This window comes from Methylovirgula sp., assembly GCF_037200945.1.
Taxonomy (GTDB): Bacteria; Pseudomonadota; Alphaproteobacteria; order Rhizobiales; family Beijerinckiaceae; genus Methylovirgula.
Map to the genome: position 1 here is coordinate 3,400,951 of NZ_JBBCGP010000001.1, position 15,853 is coordinate 3,416,803.

At 60.4% G+C, this 15,853-nt stretch carries 12 protein-coding genes; all 12 read right to left on the bottom strand.

Translation table 11 applies throughout. The features are described 5' to 3' along the window. Positions 1–417: 417 nt before the first annotated feature. The 12 genes from rpoC to WDN02_RS16715 all read right to left on the bottom strand — a co-directional run bounded on the left by rpoC (position 418) and on the right by WDN02_RS16715 (position 15,819). The gene (gene rpoC / locus WDN02_RS16660; RefSeq protein WP_337294548.1) at positions 418–4,608 is read right to left on the bottom strand and encodes a DNA-directed RNA polymerase subunit beta'; all 4,191 of its coding nucleotides are present in this window, start codon (positions 4,606–4,608) and stop codon (positions 418–420) included. A 171-nt stretch (positions 4,609–4,779) separates the two neighbouring features. Continuing rightward, a complete protein-coding gene (gene rpoB / locus WDN02_RS16665) occupies positions 4,780–8,910 on the bottom strand; it encodes a DNA-directed RNA polymerase subunit beta (protein ID WP_337294549.1) in 4,131 nt (1,376 codons plus the stop codon). A 204-nt stretch (positions 8,911–9,114) separates the two neighbouring features. Then, positions 9,115–9,489 (bottom strand): 50S ribosomal protein L7/L12, encoded by a 375-nt coding sequence (rplL, locus tag WDN02_RS16670; RefSeq protein ID WP_337294550.1) that lies wholly within the window; start codon positions 9,487–9,489, stop codon positions 9,115–9,117. Between the two features lie 54 nt (positions 9,490–9,543). Then, positions 9,544–10,059 carry a 50S ribosomal protein L10 gene (rplJ, locus tag WDN02_RS16675; protein WP_337294551.1) on the bottom strand — a complete coding sequence of 172 codons (516 nt, stop codon included), beginning with the start codon at positions 10,057–10,059 and terminating at the stop codon, positions 9,544–9,546. Next, the gene (locus tag WDN02_RS16680; protein ID WP_337294552.1) at positions 10,020–10,403 is read right to left on the bottom strand and encodes a hypothetical protein; all 384 of its coding nucleotides are present in this window, start codon (positions 10,401–10,403) and stop codon (positions 10,020–10,022) included. Before WDN02_RS16680 ends, rplJ begins: the two co-directional genes overlap by 40 nt. 191 nt (positions 10,404–10,594) lie before the next feature. Further along, positions 10,595–11,290 carry a 50S ribosomal protein L1 gene (rplA, locus tag WDN02_RS16685; protein WP_337294553.1) on the bottom strand — a complete coding sequence of 232 codons (696 nt, stop codon included), beginning with the start codon at positions 11,288–11,290 and terminating at the stop codon, positions 10,595–10,597. Positions 11,291–11,294: 4 nt separating this feature from the next. Continuing rightward, positions 11,295–11,723, bottom strand: a complete 429-nt coding sequence (gene rplK, locus WDN02_RS16690) for a 50S ribosomal protein L11 (protein ID WP_337294554.1) — start codon at positions 11,721–11,723, stop codon at positions 11,295–11,297. Positions 11,724–11,866: 143 nt separating this feature from the next. After that, positions 11,867–12,397, bottom strand: a complete 531-nt coding sequence (gene nusG, locus WDN02_RS16695; protein WP_337294555.1) for a transcription termination/antitermination protein NusG — start codon at positions 12,395–12,397, stop codon at positions 11,867–11,869. Between the two features lie 24 nt (positions 12,398–12,421). Beyond that, positions 12,422–12,613, bottom strand: a complete 192-nt coding sequence (gene secE, locus WDN02_RS16700; RefSeq protein ID WP_337294556.1) for a preprotein translocase subunit SecE — start codon at positions 12,611–12,613, stop codon at positions 12,422–12,424. Positions 12,614–12,836: 223 nt separating this feature from the next. Continuing rightward, a complete protein-coding gene (locus WDN02_RS16705) occupies positions 12,837–13,874 on the bottom strand; it encodes a sulfate ABC transporter ATP-binding protein (protein WP_337294557.1) in 1,038 nt (345 codons plus the stop codon). Then, positions 13,804–14,910: an ABC transporter permease subunit gene (locus tag WDN02_RS16710; RefSeq protein ID WP_337294558.1), complete on the bottom strand. Its 1,107-nt coding sequence runs from the start codon at positions 14,908–14,910 to the stop codon at positions 13,804–13,806. Before WDN02_RS16710 ends, WDN02_RS16705 begins: the two co-directional genes overlap by 71 nt. Before the next feature lie 3 nt (positions 14,911–14,913). Then, positions 14,914–15,819: an ABC transporter permease subunit gene (locus WDN02_RS16715; RefSeq protein ID WP_337294559.1), complete on the bottom strand. Its 906-nt coding sequence runs from the start codon at positions 15,817–15,819 to the stop codon at positions 14,914–14,916. Between the last annotated feature and the right edge of the window lie 34 nt (positions 15,820–15,853).

The following is a 15,853-nucleotide window of genomic DNA, read 5'->3' on the forward strand; positions in this document are numbered from 1 at the left end:
CTTCAAATCCCAAAGCAGCCGCCAAAGCGGCAATTAAAACTTCAGCACTCTTTCCGCCCAACACGCCGGGCGGCGAAACTATGGTCGCGCATAAACAAATCAGCGCCTTCAGCCCCGAGAGGGCTTCCGGCGCTGGAACATCGCAGAGGACCGCGGCATGGCCCCGGTCTTGCCCCCAGAAGGTCTACGGTTAAACCGCGGACCCGATGTGACTTGTCAGACGCTGAAACCGACAGCGTTTAGGCTCACTGCGTTCCGGACGAGACGTCCTGATGAACAAAGAACCTACGACCTGTCGAAAGTGGGCGGAACTTAATGACACACCCGAGACGCGTCAACCCCTTTCAGAGGGGAATTTCACGTCACAAGCACGGAGCCGCCCTTCTCCACAGCAGAAGGAGGGCGGCTTCCAGTTTTTTACTTCGCAGCGCTTTCCGGAACGGCTTCCGCCGGCGGGAGGGCGAGCGGCGCGTCGGTCGCCTTTTGGGCAATGATGAGCTCGTCGCGGGTCGTAGCGATTCGGCGCAGTTTCGCCATCGCCGCGCCCGTGCCCGCCGGGATGAGCCGGCCTACAATGACGTTCTCCTTCAGGCCCTCGAGCGTATCGGTCTTGCCGTTGACGGCGGCCTCGGTCAGCACCCGCGTCGTCTCCTGGAAGGAGGCGGCGGAGATGAACGAGCGCGTCTGCAGCGAGGCCTTCGTGATGCCAAGGAGCACAGGCGTGCCGCTGGCGGGCTTGCCGCCCTCGGACAGCGCCTTCTCGTTGGCTTCTTCAAGATCCATCTGGTCGACCTGTTCGCCGGACAGGAAGTCCGTATCACCCGGATCGGTGATATCGACCTTCTGCAACATCTGCCGGACAATCACCTCGATGTGCTTGTCGTTGATGTTGACGCCCTGCAACCGGTAGACTTCCTGAATCTCGTTGACGAGATAAGCAGCGAGTTCCTCGACGCCCTTGATGGCCAGGATGTCGTGCGGCGCGGGGTTGCCGTCGACGATGTAATCGCCCTTCTCCACGATGTCGCCATCCTGGAGATGGATGTGCTTGCCCTTCGGGATCAGATATTCGATCGGCTCCGCACCTTCTTCGTTCGGAACGATTGAAATCCGCGTCTTGTTCTTGTAGTCGCGGCCGAATTGCACCGTACCGGAGGCCTCAGCGATGATCGCGTGATCCTTCGGACGGCGCGCCTCAAAGAGCTCCGCAACACGCGGCAGACCGCCGGTGATGTCGCGGGTCTTGGCCGATTCCATCGAGATACGCACGATGATGTCGCCGGCCTTCATCTTGGCGCCTGGATCGACGTTCAAGATCGCGTCCACCGGCAAAGTGTAGCGCGCATCGCCGCCACGCGGCAGCTTGAGGATCTTGCCGTCGGCGCCCTTCAGCACGATCGCCGGCTTCAACGTCGCGGAACGCTGGTTGAGACGGTAATCGATGACGACACGCTTCGCGATACCCGTCGATTCGTCGACCGCCTCCGACATCGAGGAACCTTCAACGAGGTCCTCGAAGCCGACGATACCATCCACCTCGGTCAGGATCGGACGCGTATAGGGATCCCATTCGGCAATCCGCTGGCCGCGCTTGATCTTGTCACCCTCATCAACCTTGAGCCGCGCGCCGTATTGCACGCGCTGCACCGCACGCTCGACTCCATCCGGCCCCTCGATGACGACGGCGACGTTACGCGCCATGACCATCAGATCGCCATCGGAATTGCGCGCCAGATGCCGGTTGCGGATTTTGACCGTGCCTTCGAAATTGCTTTCGAGGAACGACGAATCCGCGATCTGCGCCGCGCCACCGATGTGGAACGTGCGCATCGTGAGCTGCGTACCCGGCTCGCCGATCGACTGTGCCGCGATGACGCCGACGGCTTCGCCCATATTGACAGGCGTGCCGCGTGCGAGATCGCGTCCGTAGCAGGTGCCACAGACGCCGTTCTTCGCCTCGCAGACGAGAACGGAGCGGATCTTCACCTCCTGAATACCGGCGGCGTTGATCTTATCCATGTGCCATTCTTCGATCATCGTCCCGGCGGGAACGATGATTTCGCCGTCGAGGCTCTTGAGATCCTCCGCGGCGGTGCGGCCCAGGATACGGGTCGCGAGCGACGCAACGATCTGGCCGGCATCGATGATCGCACGCATGCGGATGCCCTTCGTCGAGCCGCAATCCACCATCGTGATGATCGAATCCTGCGCGACGTCAACCAGACGCCGCGTCAGATAGCCGGAGTTCGCCGTCTTCAACGCCGTATCCGCGAGGCCCTTACGAGCACCGTGGGTCGAGTTGAAGTATTCAAGAACGGTCAGACCTTCCTTGAAGTTCGAGATGATCGGGCTCTCGATGATCTCGCCTGACGGCTTGGCCATCAGGCCACGCATCGCGGCGAGCTGCTTCATCTGCGTCGGCGAACCGCGCGCACCGGAATGACTCATCATGTAAATCGAGTTGATCGGCATATCGCGGCCATGCTCGTCCTTATGGACGGCCGAGATACGCGCCATCATCTCTTCGGCGAGCTTGTCGGAGCACTTCGCCCAGGCATCGACAACCTTGTTGTACTTCTCGCCTTGGGTAATGAGGCCGTCGTTGTACTGCTGCTCATATTCCTTGGCGAGCGCCGTTGTCTGCTCGATGATCTTCTTCTTGGTCTCCGGCACAAGCATGTCGTCCTTGCCGAACGAAATGCCGGCCTTGAACGCCTCACGAAAGCCGAGCGCCATGATCTTGTCGCAGAAAATCACCGTCTCCTTCTGACCGCAATTGCGGTAGACGGCGTCGATCATGTTGGAGATTTCTTTCTTCGTCATCAGCTTGTTGACGACGTCGAACGGAATCTTCTTGTGGTTCGGCACGAGCTGGCCAAGCAACAGACGGCCGGGCGTCGTGTCGAAAATCTTCGCGACGCGATTGCCCTGTTCATCGAAGCTCCAGGCGCGGCCCCTGATCTTCGTGTGCAGGGTTACGGCCTTCGCATTCAACGCATGCTCAAGCTCGCCGATGTCGGAGAAGGCCATGCCCTGCCCCGGCTCGCCGTCGCGCATCAGCGTCGAATAATAAAGCCCAAGAACGATATCCTGGCTCGGCACGATGATCGGCTGACCATTCGCCGGATGCAGAATATTGTTCGTCGACATCATCAGCACGCGCGCTTCAAGCTGCGCCTCAAGCGACAGCGGCACGTGAACGGCCATCTGATCGCCGTCGAAGTCGGCGTTGAACGCCGCGCAGACGAGCGGATGCAGTTGGATCGCTTTACCTTCGATAAGCTTCGGCTCGAAAGCCTGAATGCCAAGCCTGTGCAGCGTCGGCGCGCGGTTCAGCATCACCGGATGTTCGCGGATAACCTCATCGAGGATATCCCAAACTTCCGGCTTCTCTTTCTCAACGAGCTTTTTCGCCTGCTTGACGGTGGCCGAAAAGCCCTTGGCGTCGAGGCGCGAGTAGATGAACGGCTTGAAGAGTTCGAGCGCCATCTTCTTCGGCAGGCCGCACTGGTGCAGCTTGAGCTCCGGACCGACGACGATGACCGAACGGCCGGAATAGTCGACGCGCTTGCCAAGCAGGTTCTGGCGGAAGCGGCCCTGCTTGCCCTTCAGCATGTCGGCCAGCGACTTCAGCGGCCGCTTGTTGGCGCCCGTGATCACGCGGCCGCGGCGTCCGTTGTCGAACAAAGCATCGACCGCTTCTTGAAGCATGCGCTTCTCGTTACGGATGATGATGTCCGGCGCGCGCAGTTCGATCAGCCGCTTCAGACGATTGTTGCGGTTGATGACGCGGCGATAAAGGTCGTTCAGGTCCGAGGTCGCGAATCGGCCGCCGTCGAGCGGCACGAGCGGACGCAGATCCGGCGGGATGACCGGAATCTCGGTCAGGATCATCCATTCGGGCTTGTTGCCCGAGTGAATGAACGCCTCGATGATCTTCAGCCGCTTGGCGAGCTTTTTCGGCTTCAGCTCGGTCGTCGCCTCGGAGATTTCGACTTTAAGCTGCTCGGCGATCTTCTGCAGATCGAGCGAGCGCAGAATCTCGCGGATCGCTTCCGCGCCGATCATGGCTGTGAAGGAATCCTGGCCATATTCGTCCTGCGCACGCAGGTATTCTTCCTCGTTCAGGAGCTGACGGTCCTTGAGCGGCGTGAGACCTGGGTCGAGAACGATATACGACTCGAAATAGAGAATGCGCTCAAGGTCCTTCAGCGCCATGTCGAGCAGAAGCCCGATGCGCGACGGCAACGACTTGAGGAACCAGATGTGGGCGACGGGGGCGGCAAGCGAAATATTGCCCATGCGCTCGCGCCGCACGCGCGAGAGGGTCACCTCAACGCCGCACTTTTCGCAGATGACGCCCTTGTACTTCATCCGCTTGTACTTGCCGCACAAGCACTCATAGTCCTTGATCGGCCCGAAGATACGGGCGCAGAATAGACCGTCGCGCTCCGGCTTGAAGGTCCGGTAATTGATCGTCTCTGGCTTTTTAATTTCGCCGAACGACCAAGAGAGAATCTTCTCCGGGCTCGCGATCGAGATCTGGATCTGGTCGAACGCCTGCGGCGCTACGACCGGACTGAAGAGATTCATGACCTCTTGATTCATCGTCTTCTCCTGACCTGCCCGCGCGGGCGACCACCGGGCCGCGGGCGAAATTTCTAAAAACGCTCACTCATGCATAACGCGCTATTGCGAGGCGCTCGGCGACGAAGCAACCCGGATTGACCGGATCGCTTCGCCTTGCTCGCGATACTGGCGAGCCATTCGATGCCAGACTTACTCGGCCGCCTCTGCCGGCGGCAGCTCCTCCGGCTTCGCCGCCATCGTCAGCTCGACATTGAGGCCGAGCGAACGCATCTCCTTGACGAGCACGTTGAAGCTTTCCGGAATGCCGGATTCAAACGCGTCGTCGCCGCGCACGATCGATTCATAGACCTTCGTACGGCCCGCGACGTCGTCCGACTTCACCGTCAGCATCTCCTGCAAGGTGTAGGCGGCGCCATAAGCCTCAAGCGCCCAGACTTCCATTTCGCCGAAGCGCTGGCCGCCGAACTGCGCCTTGCCGCCCAGCGGCTGCTGGGTGACGAGACTGTAAGGCCCGATCGAGCGCGCGTGGATCTTATCGTCCACCAGATGGTGCAGCTTCAACATATATATGTAGCCGACCGTCACTTTGCGATCGAACGACTCACCCGTGCGCCCGTCGTAAAGCGTCACTTGGCCGGAGGCATCGAGCCCGGCTTCGTTCAGCATATCGACGATGTCTTTCTCGTGTGCACCGTCGAAGACCGGTGTCGCGATCGGAACACCGCGCCGCAGATTTTCGCCAACTTCAAGCAGGGTCTCTTCCGACAGCGCGTCGATTTCCTTCTTGGCACCGTAGATGTGGCTCAGCGTGCCACGCAGCGGGCCCGCATCGTGGCTCCGCTGATAGGCATTCACTGCGTCGCTGACCTGCTTGCCGAGACCAGCGCAGGCCCAGCCAAGGTGCGTTTCCAGAATCTGGCCAACATTCATGCGGCTCGGCACGCCGAGCGGATTGAGCACGATATCGACCGGCGTCCCGTCGGCAAGGAACGGCATGTCCTCCGGCGGCACGATCTTCGAAACGACACCCTTGTTGCCGTGACGGCCGGCCATCTTGTCGCCCGGCTGAATCTTGCGCTTCACCGCGACGAAGACTTTCACCATCTTCATCACGCCGGGCGGCAATTCATCGCCACGCTGCAACTTCTCGACCTTGTCGAGGAAGCGGCTTTCCAGCCCCTTCTTGGCCTCGTCATATTGCTTACGCATGGCCTCGGTCTCGGCCATGAGCTTGTCGTCCTCGACGGCGAAGATCCACCATTGCGAACGCGGATGGCTCTCGAGGATATCGCGCGACAGCACCGTGTCCTTCTTAAAGCCCTTCGGGCCCGAGATCGCCGTCTTGCCGGAGAGCAATTCCGCGAGGCGGCTGTAAACGTTACGGTCGAGAATTGCGAGCTCGTCGTCACGGTCCTTGGCGAGCCGCTCGATTTCCTCGCGCTCGATCGCCTGAGCGCGCTCATCCTTCTCGACGCCGTGCCGATTGAAGACGCGCACTTCGACGATCGTGCCCTGGACGCCCGGCGGAACACGCATCGACGTGTCACGCACATCGGACGCCTTCTCGCCGAAGATGGCGCGCAAGAGCTTCTCTTCCGGCGTCATCGGGCTCTCACCCTTCGGCGTGATCTTGCCGCAGAGGATATCGCCCGCCTGTACTTCCGCGCCGATATAGACGATGCCAGCCTCGTCGAGATTCTTCAGCGCCTCTTCCGAGACGTTGGGAATGTCGCGCGTGATTTCTTCCGGGCCGAGCTTGGTGTCGCGCGCCATCACCTCGAATTCATCGATGTGAATCGAAGTGAAAACGTCGTCCTTGACGATCCGCTCGTTGAGCAGGATCGAATCTTCGAAGTTATAGCCGTTCCACGGCATGAACGCGACGAGCACGTTGCGGCCAAGCGCGAGATCGCCGAGATCGGTCGAGGGGCCGTCAGCGAGGATGTCGCCCTTGCGAACTAAATCGCCGACACGCACCAGCGGCTTCTGGTTGATGCAGGTCGACTGATTCGAACGCTGGAACTTGAGCAACCGGTAGATGTCGACGCCGGGTTTGCTCGGGTCGGCCTCTTCCGTTGCACGCACAACGATACGAGTCGCATCGATCTGATCGACAACACCCGCGCGACGTGCCGCGATCGCCGCGCCCGAATCACGCGCAACCACCGATTCCATGCCCGTGCCGACGAACGGCGCATCAGCCTTCACAAGCGGCACCGCCTGGCGCTGCATGTTAGAGCCCATCAACGCGCGGTTCGCGTCGTCGTTCTCAAGGAACGGGATGAGCGCCGCAGCCACCGAGACAAGCTGCTTCGGCGACACGTCCATGAAGTCCACACGTTCGGCCGGGACCATGATGACGTCGCCGGCATGACGGCAGACAACGAGGTCTTCGGTCAGATGGCGCTGACCATCAACCGGCGCATTGGCCTGGGCGACGTAATGCTTCGACTCTTCCATCGCCGACAGGTAGATGACTTCATCCGTCACCAAACTGTCCTTGACGCGGCGATATGGCGACTCGATGAAGCCATACTTGTTCACGCGCGCAAATGTGGCGAGCGAATTGATGAGGCCGATGTTCGGGCCTTCCGGCGTCTCGATCGGACAGATGCGGCCGTAATGCGTCGGATGCACGTCGCGCACTTCGAAGCCGGCGCGCTCGCGCGTCAAGCCACCCGGGCCAAGCGCCGAGAGGCGTCGCTTGTGGGTGATCTCCGACAGCGGATTGGTCTGATCCATGAACTGCGAGAGCTGCGACGAGCCAAAAAACTCGCGCACCGCCGCGGCCGCGGGCTTCGCGTTGATCAAATCCTGCGGCATGACCGTGTCGATATCGACTGAGGACATGCGCTCCTTGATCGCGCGCTCCATGCGCAGCAGGCCGAGGCGATATTGATTTTCCATCAATTCGCCGACCGAGCGCACACGCCGGTTGCCGAGGTGATCGATGTCGTCGATCTCGCCACGTCCATCGCGCAGATCGACAAGCGCCCGCACGACCGCAACGATATCGGCCTTGCGCAGGACGCGCATCGTATCCGGCGCATCGAGATCGAGGCGCATGTTCATCTTGACGCGGCCGACGGCCGAGAGATCGTAGCGCTCGTCGTCGAAGAAGAGCGAATGGAACATCGCTTCCGCCGTATCGAGCGTCGGCGGCTCGCCTGGACGCATGACACGGTAGATGTCGAACAATGCTTCCTCGCGCGAGGAGTTCTTGTCGACCGCGAGCGTGTTACGGATATAGGGCCCGATGTTGATATGGTCGATATCGAGTATCGGGAGTTCCTCGAAGCCCGCCTCGATCAGGGCCGGCAGAGTCTTCGCGGTGATCTCGTCACCCGCCTCGGCGAAAATTTCGCCGGTACTGGGATTGTAGAGGTCGGTCGCGATGTACTGGCCATGCAGGTCCACATCCTGCGCGCGGATCGCCTTCAGGCCCCTTTCGACCAATTGCCGCGCCGCACGGACAGTGAGCTTCTTGCCTGCTTCGACCGCGACTTCGCCGGTATCGGCGTCGATCATATTTTCGGTGGCCTTGACACCCTTCATCCGCTCCGCGTCAAAGGGCACGCGCCAGCCTTCACCGGCCCGCGTGTAGATGACGGTGTTATAGAACGTGCTGAGAATTTCTTCGCCGTCCATGCCAAGCGCAAAAAGCAGCGACGTCACCGGGATTTTCCGGCGGCGGTCGATACGCGCATAGACGATATCCTTGGCATCAAACTCGATATCGAGCCAGGAGCCGCGATACGGAATGATACGCGCCGCGAAAAGCAGCTTGCCCGAAGAGTGGCTCTTGCCCTTGTCGTGATCGAAGAAGACGCCCGGCGAGCGATGCATCTGCGAGACGATGACGCGCTCGGTGCCGTTGACGACAAAGGTGCCGTTCGACGTCATGAAGGGCATATCGCCCATATAGACGTCCTGCTCTTTGATATCCTTGACGGACTTGGCGCCGGTTTCCGGATCGACATCGAATACGATGAGGCGCAGCGTGACTTTCAGCGGCGCAGCGAAGGTCATGCCGCGCTGACGACACTCGTCGACATCGTACTTCGGCTGTTCGAAAACGTATTTCAGGAACTCGAGCTGCGACACGCCCGCGAAATCGGAGATCGGGAAGACCGAGCGGAACACGGACTCGAGGCCTTCGTTCGGGCGGCCGCCCTCGGGCTCGTTAACGAGCAGAAATTGATCGTAGGATGCCTTCTGAACCTCGATGAGGTTCGGCATTTCCGCCACTTCGCGAATGTGTCCGAAAAACTTGCGAACCCGCTTCCGGCCAGAGAAAGTTTGCGTTATGGGTTGGGCCATCGTGCTCCTCGCAGGTTAGTTTGCGCAGGATGCCGCATGCATCCCGAAAACATTGCGCGGCCACAGACGTCCGCAGGGTGTTTTGGGCCCTTCCCCATCAAAAAATTCAATCGACCAGCCGGATAAGGAACGGCTGAACGGCCCCGAAGCACGCCTCGGAGCCGCTCGATCAAAAAACGGGACCGCGCGCGATCCCGCCGCAACTCACTTAAGCTCGACCTTCGCGCCGACCTTCTCGAGGGTCGCCTTGATCTTCTCGGCTTCCTCTTTGGTCACGCCTTCCTTGACGGGCTTCGGCGCGCCTTCGACGAGATCCTTGGCTTCCTTCAGGCCAAGACCGGTGACGGCACGGACTTCCTTAATAACTTCGATCTTCTTGTCGCCGACGGCAGAGAGAACGACCGTGAACTCGGTCTTCTCTTCGACCGGAGCGGCGGCAGCAGCAGCCGGGCCGGCAGCGACGGCAACCGCCGCAGCGGCCGAGACGCCCCACTTGTCTTCAAGTAGCTTGGCGAGTTCCGCGGCTTCGAGAACCGTCAGGCTCGAAAGGTCTTCGACGATTTTTTCCAGATTGGCCATTGCAAGTTTTCCTTCGAATTTGGTCGTGAATAGCTGAAAATTTTGAGACGGCCGTCAGGCGGCGTCCTTGTTCGCATAGGCAGAAATGACACGCGCCAGCTTGGCAGCCGGTGCGGTCGAAAGCTGCGCGAGTTTTGTCGCCGGCGCCTGGATGAGCCCAACGAGCTTGGCGCGCAATTCGTCCAAAGACGGCAAAGTCGCGAGCGACTTGATGGCCTCCGGATTGAGCGACGTTTTTCCCATCGCGCCACCGAGGATCACGAGCTTCTCGTTATCCTTGGCAAAGCCGACGGCGACCTTGGCGGCCGCCACCGGATCCTGCGAATAGGCAAGCAGGGTCGGTCCCTTCAGCAGGCTCGTAATCGAGCTTGTGTCGGTTCCTTCCAGGGCGATCTTGGCAAGGCGATTTTTTGCGACTTGAACCGTGGCGCCCGCGTCGCGCATCTGCTTACGCAGATTTTGCATCTGGGCCACCGTCAAGCCGGAATAATGCGCCACCACCACAACCGACGTCTTGTTAAAGACCTCGTTCAGAGCGGCGACAGCGGCTTTCTTCTCAGCTCTGTCCACAATACTCTCTCTGTCTCGCGGGATTCACACCCGCTTGGTTGCGTCAGCCGGCTGTCGCACGGCGCTACGCCTGTCCTCCGGAACGCCCCGCGTCCCGGACAGAGGGATTCGACCAAAATCAAAGGCTGCAGGAACTGCCGCACCTGCGCTTCGTATTCCGCTTCGACCCCGTCTATGCTGGCATCTCGAACGTGCAATCCGAAACCGAAACACCGGAACCGGACGCGCGTCTTCGACATTAAGTCCTTGTGGAGTTCGAAAACCCCATATTGGACGCCGGCAGTCTCGGACAGGACATGACCGGAGAAACCAAGTGGATCGAAATCCGCCAGTTCACCGGTCATTCCGCCGCGCCTTCTTCACGCCGCCTAATGAAAGACTGCGTGTCGAGACGCGGAAGCTAAATGGGTTCGGGGCTGCGGCAGAGCCAGCAACCCCGAGCCGTCTATTTAAACGCAAGACCCTAATATGCCAAGGGGTTGATTCAGCTTTTTTTCAGCTTGTCAAGAACCCTGATAATCAGTCCCGGACACTCTTATGCATGGACGGTGGCTGGATCGACCTTGACCCCAGGCCCCATCGTCGAGGAGATGGCAACCCGTTGAATATAGGTGCCTTTTGCGCCTTGCGGCTTGGCCTTGGCGACGGCATCGACGAAGGCCGCGATATTCTCGACCAGCTTCGTTTCATCGAAGGATGCCTTGCCGACGCTGCCCTGAATGATGCCGGCCTTTTCCACACGAAATTCGACCGCACCACCCTTCGACGCCTTGACCGCAGCCGTGACATCCATGGTCACCGTTCCGACCTTGGGGTTCGGCATCAGGCCGCGCGGGCCCAGCACCTTACCAAGGCGACCGACGAGCGGCATCATATCCGGCGTCGCGATGCAGCGATCGAAATCGATCTGGCCGCCCTGAACGGTCGCCACCAGATCTTCCGCGCCGACGATATCCGCGCCAGCCGCCTTGGCCTCATCAGCCTTGGCGCCACGTGCGAACACGGCAACGCGCAGCGTGCGGCCCGTGCCGTTCGGCAGATTGACCACGCCGCGGACCATCTGATCCGCATGCTTGGGGTCGACGCCGAGGTTCATGGCGATCTCGACCGTCTCGTCAAACTTGGCGCTCGCCCGTTCCTTGACAAGCTTTACGGCCTCGCTGATCGGATAAAGCTTGGTGCGCTCGATGCCTTCGCGGGATTTAACAACGCGCTTTGCAATATGGGTCATGGCTTCACCCCACCACTTCAAGGCCGATCGAGCGGGCGGAGCCCTCGATCATCTTGGCAGCGGCCTCGACGGTCGCGCAATTTAGATCCGGCAGCTTCTTTTCGGCGATCTCGTTGATCTGAGCCTTGGTCACGCGACCGACAAAGCCACGGCCCGTGGTCTTCGAACCGGAGGTGATGCCTGCGGCCCTTTTCAGAAAAAAGGTGACCGGCGGCAGCTTCATCTCGAAGGTGAAGGAGCGGTCCTGATAAGCGGTGATGACGACGGGGATCGGCGTCCCCTTTTCCATCTGCGCGGTCTTGGCATTGAAGGCCTTGCAGAATTCCATGATGTTGAGGCCGCGCTGACCAAGCGCCGGGCCGATAGGCGGCGACGGATTGGCGGCGCCGGCCGGAACCTGCAATTTAATATAACCGGCAACTTTCTTTGCCATTTCAATCTCCTACAAGCCGATCTTAAGATCGGAGTTGCGGATTGTGGTACAAAAGGCGACCCGGCGGCAGACCGGACCTTTCTCCCACAGCGGAAGGCGAGCCTTTAGGGCATCGCCCATTTCGGTGCAAGCACCGAAAATTCTTAAACTTTCTCGACCTGCGAATATTCGAGCTCGACTGGCGTTGCGCGGCCGAAGATCGAGACTGCGACCTTGACGCGCGAGCGGGCCTCGTCGACTTCCTCGACCGTGCCGTTGAAGGACGCGAACGGGCCGTCAGCGACCCGCACCGTCTCGCCGATCTCGTAGGAGATCGTCGACTTCGGCCGATCGACACCATCAGCCACCTGGCCCTTGATCCGGTCGGCCTCAGCATCCGAAATCGGCATCGGCTTCTTGTCGGCGCCAAGGAAGCCCGTCACCTTCGGCGTGTTCTTGATCAGGTGATAGATGTCGTCCGTCAGGTCACATTTGACGAGCACATAGCCGGGGAAGAACTTCCGCTCGGAATTGACCTTGCGACCCTTGCGCACCTCGACAACGTGCTCGGTCGGCACGAGGATTTCCTCGAACTTCTCGGACAGATTGCGCTGCGCCGCCTGCTCGCGGATCGATTCAGCGACCTTCTTCTCGAAATTGGAATAGGCGTGGACGATGTACCAGCGCATGCTCATGACGAAACCGAAAAACCCCTCGAATCAATGCCCGACGTTCAGGACGAAGCGGACAACCAATTGTAAAATTTCATCGACGGCGAGAAAGAACAGGCTCGCAAGAATGACCATCGTGATGACGAGACCCGTCGTGATCAACGTCTCACGGCGAGTCGGCCAAGTGACCTTGCCGGCCTCCTGACGGACTTCCTGAATGAATTGCAGCGGATCGGCCATAGTCGCTCAAACACCCAATTTGCAGGAATTTTCTGCCCGCCCCCGGCAAACTCCGGCGGCTGCGGCCACCGATATCGCCCATGCGGCCCCGGCTAAAAAAATCAGGGCGCGGAGCCAACCGGCCACGCGCCACATCCCGACAATATAGTGCAGGCGATTGGCCGCGCCAAGCGAATTCTCAGTAAGTCTCAACTACCCCCGCCCGGCCTCGGATGAGATCGCCTCAGATCGAGTAATCGTCGGCGAAGGAATGCGCATTGCGCAGGCGGACGAAGACCTGGTCTTCGACCTTCAGCGCCAGATCGCGATAGGTCTGCGTCGTCAGCTCCGCATCGATCGATCGTTGATCATCGAGTCTGATGAGTTCGACATTCACGGCGGCCCCGGCAAAGCCGATATGGGTCACCCTGGCTGCGATCGCACTGGCGTCACTCTCGCGGGAGATTTCGATGTCGTGCGGCCGCACGAACGTAACGGCTTCACCTTCGGTGCTCCCCTGCCCCGAGGCCTGGCTTTCCTGCCGGCCGTGGAACAGATTGTAATTGCCGAGGAAGCGGAACACGAACGGGTTCGCCGGATGCTCGTAGACTTCCTCGGGCGCGTCATATTGCTCGATGCCCCCCGCGTTCATCACCGCGACGCGGTCGGCGACCTCGAGCGCCTCTTCCTGATCGTGGGTCACGAAAATCGTCGTGACCTTGATCGTATTATGCAATTTACGCAGCCAGCGGCGTAGCTCCCGCCGCACCGTGGCGTCGAGCGCCCCGAACGGTTCATCGAGCAACAACACCTGCGGCTCGACGGCGAGCGCACGGGCAAGTGCCACGCGCTGACGCTGGCCGCCCGACAATTGCGAAGGATAGCGCTGGGCGAAATTGCTGAGCTGGACGAGTGACAGCAATTCCTCGACCTTGCTCTTGATCGCGGCATTCGATGGGCGCTGCCGCCACGGTTTCGACCGCAGACCGAAAGCGATGTTCTCGAAGACGCTCATCTGCTTGAACAAAGCATAATGCTGGAAGACGAACCCGATCTTGCGCTTGCCAAGATCGGTGTCGGAAACGTCAAGGCCGTCGAACAAGACTTCGCCGCCGGGGTCGGCCGCCTCGATCCCGGCTATCACGCGCAGCAAAGTCGTCTTGCCGGAGCCGCTCGGCCCAAGCAACGCGACAAGCTCGCCTGAATTGACCTTAAGGTTTACGCCCTTCAGCGCTTGGAACGAGCCGTAGGTCTTGCTGATCCGGCGGACTTCGATACTCATCGGGCTTCACCTCATGAACCGCCGCGGCGGCCGTCTCGGTATGTTTGGTCCTGATCTCGACCGCTGCCTTGATGATCAAGGTCACAACGGCCAGCAGCGCAAGCAAGGTCGAAACCGCAAAGGCGCCTTGCATGTCATAGCCGTCCCAAAGCTTCTCGACCCGCAACGGAATCGTATCATTGGAATCGATATGGCCGGAGACGACCGAGACGGCGCCGAATTCGCCGAACGCGCGCGCCGTGCACAGGATCGCGCCATAGAGCAGGCCCCACCTGATATTCGGTAGCGTCACCGTCCAGAACGTCCGCCAGCCGCTGGCGCCAAGCGAAAGCGCGGCAAGCTCCTCGTCCGAGCCTTGCGCGTCCATCAGTGGAATCAGAGATCGCGCGACGAACGGAAAGGTCACGAATGACGTGGCGAGCACGATCGCAACCGGGGTGAAGATGATGCCGGTGTAGGTATTGGCGAAGGCAAAGGGCCACCAATGGCCGGAAAAGCCCTGCCAGGTGAGCGAAGTCGGGTCCGGCCAGGTCACGTTTGTCGCCCAATCCCCAACCACGCCCCCGCGTCCGAAGAGCAGCACGAAGACCAGACCGGCAATGACCGGCGAGATCGAGAATGGCAGATCGATCAGCGTCAGCAGCAGGAGCCGGCCGCGGAACCGGAACTTCGTAATCGCCCAAGCCGCGGCGATGCCAAAGATGATATTGAGCGGCACGACGATGGCAGCGACGCCACAGCTCAAGCGGATCGCATTCCACGTATCGGCGGCCTGCCGAACCGCGGCCACCTGCCGGTGCCTCTGGAAGATCGTGAGATGTGCCGCGGGATCGACGGCCGGCGGAAAGAACACGTGCCAATAGGCGGCGACACCGTTCGAGAGCGCCTGCGTGAACACATTGGTGACTGGCAGGACGATAAACAGCGTAAGAAACAAAACCGCGGCCGTGACGAGCACGCGTCCGGTCACGCTGCGCTCGGCCTTGTTCGAACGCGCCGGAGCGGTGTGCGTTTGGAGAATGGGCGCCCCGGACATCGCTCAGACCGCCGCTTGCGACCGGCGTCGCGACCAGGTTTCGATCCCGTTGATGCCCAGCAGGATCAGGAGCGAGAAGAACAGCAGCACGACGCCAATGGCGGTGGCCTGGGCCGGCTCGAACTCGTCGAGCTTGGTGACGATCTGCAACGGCACGATCTGCGACTTGCCCGGAATGTTGCTGGCAATGAAGATTACCGAGCCGTATTCGCCAATGGCGCGAGCGAAGGCGAGCGCGACACCGCTGAGCCACGCCGGGAAAATCTCCGGAAAGATCACGCGTCGAAAAGTCGTCGCCCCGCTTGCTCCAAGGCTATAGGCCGCCTGTTCATATTGCGGATCCCATTCCTGCAGCACCGGCTGCACCGAGCGCACGACGAACGGAAACCCGACGAAGATCAGGACGATCACAATGCCGGTGTTGGTGTTGCTGTAAGGAAAGTCCAGCCAGGACAGCGCGCCGGCGGACAGAGCATTCGGGTGGCCGAAATGACCCGCCAGCCCGTTCAGAAATGTAACTGCGTGATCGCCGAAGCCGCCAATCCAGCCATCGGTGAGATAGAGGTTTGAAAAGGTGATGCCGGCGACGGCAGTCGGCAGCGCAAAGGGAAAATCGATCAGCGCATCGAAATAACGCCGGCCCGGAAAAGGCTCACGCACAAGAACCCAGGCGACGATCAGGCCGAACAGACCATTGACGATCGCAGCCAGAGCCGCGGCGCCAAAGGTCAATTGATAAGCCGCGACGACGACCGGATCGGTAATCGTCGCGACGAACTCGGACCACGACAATTGCGTGGTCTTGAGGACCAGCGCCGCGAGCGGGATCAGCACCAGAAGCGAGAGATAGAAGAGCGTATAGCCGAGCGTCAGCCGGAAGCCGGGGATGACCTTGCGCGCGCCCGCCATTCTTCAAACTCTCATAAGACGCAAGCCGATGGCC

Excerpts from the sequence above, each read along its gene's own strand:
- rpoC (WP_337294548.1), bottom strand. The coding sequence starts at position 4,608 with ATGAATCAAGAGGTCATGAATCTCTTCAGTCCGGTCGTAGCGCCGCAG.
- rpoB (WP_337294549.1), bottom strand. The coding sequence starts at position 8,910 with ATGGCCCAACCCATAACGCAAACTTTCTCTGGCCGGAAGCGGGTTCGC.
- rplL (WP_337294550.1), bottom strand. The coding sequence starts at position 9,489 with ATGGCCAATCTGGAAAAAATCGTCGAAGACCTTTCGAGCCTGACGGTT.
- WDN02_RS16680 (WP_337294552.1), bottom strand. The coding sequence starts at position 10,403 with ATGACCGGTGAACTGGCGGATTTCGATCCACTTGGTTTCTCCGGTCAT.
- rplA (WP_337294553.1), bottom strand. The coding sequence starts at position 11,290 with ATGACCCATATTGCAAAGCGCGTTGTTAAATCCCGCGAAGGCATCGAG.
- rplK (WP_337294554.1), bottom strand. The coding sequence starts at position 11,723 with ATGGCAAAGAAAGTTGCCGGTTATATTAAATTGCAGGTTCCGGCCGGC.
- nusG (WP_337294555.1), bottom strand. The coding sequence starts at position 12,397 with ATGAGCATGCGCTGGTACATCGTCCACGCCTATTCCAATTTCGAGAAG.
- secE (WP_337294556.1), bottom strand. The coding sequence starts at position 12,613 with ATGGCCGATCCGCTGCAATTCATTCAGGAAGTCCGTCAGGAGGCCGGC.
- WDN02_RS16705 (WP_337294557.1), bottom strand. The coding sequence starts at position 13,874 with ATGAGTATCGAAGTCCGCCGGATCAGCAAGACCTACGGCTCGTTCCAA.
- WDN02_RS16710 (WP_337294558.1), bottom strand. The coding sequence starts at position 14,910 with ATGTCCGGGGCGCCCATTCTCCAAACGCACACCGCTCCGGCGCGTTCG.
- WDN02_RS16715 (WP_337294559.1), bottom strand. The coding sequence starts at position 15,819 with ATGGCGGGCGCGCGCAAGGTCATCCCCGGCTTCCGGCTGACGCTCGGC.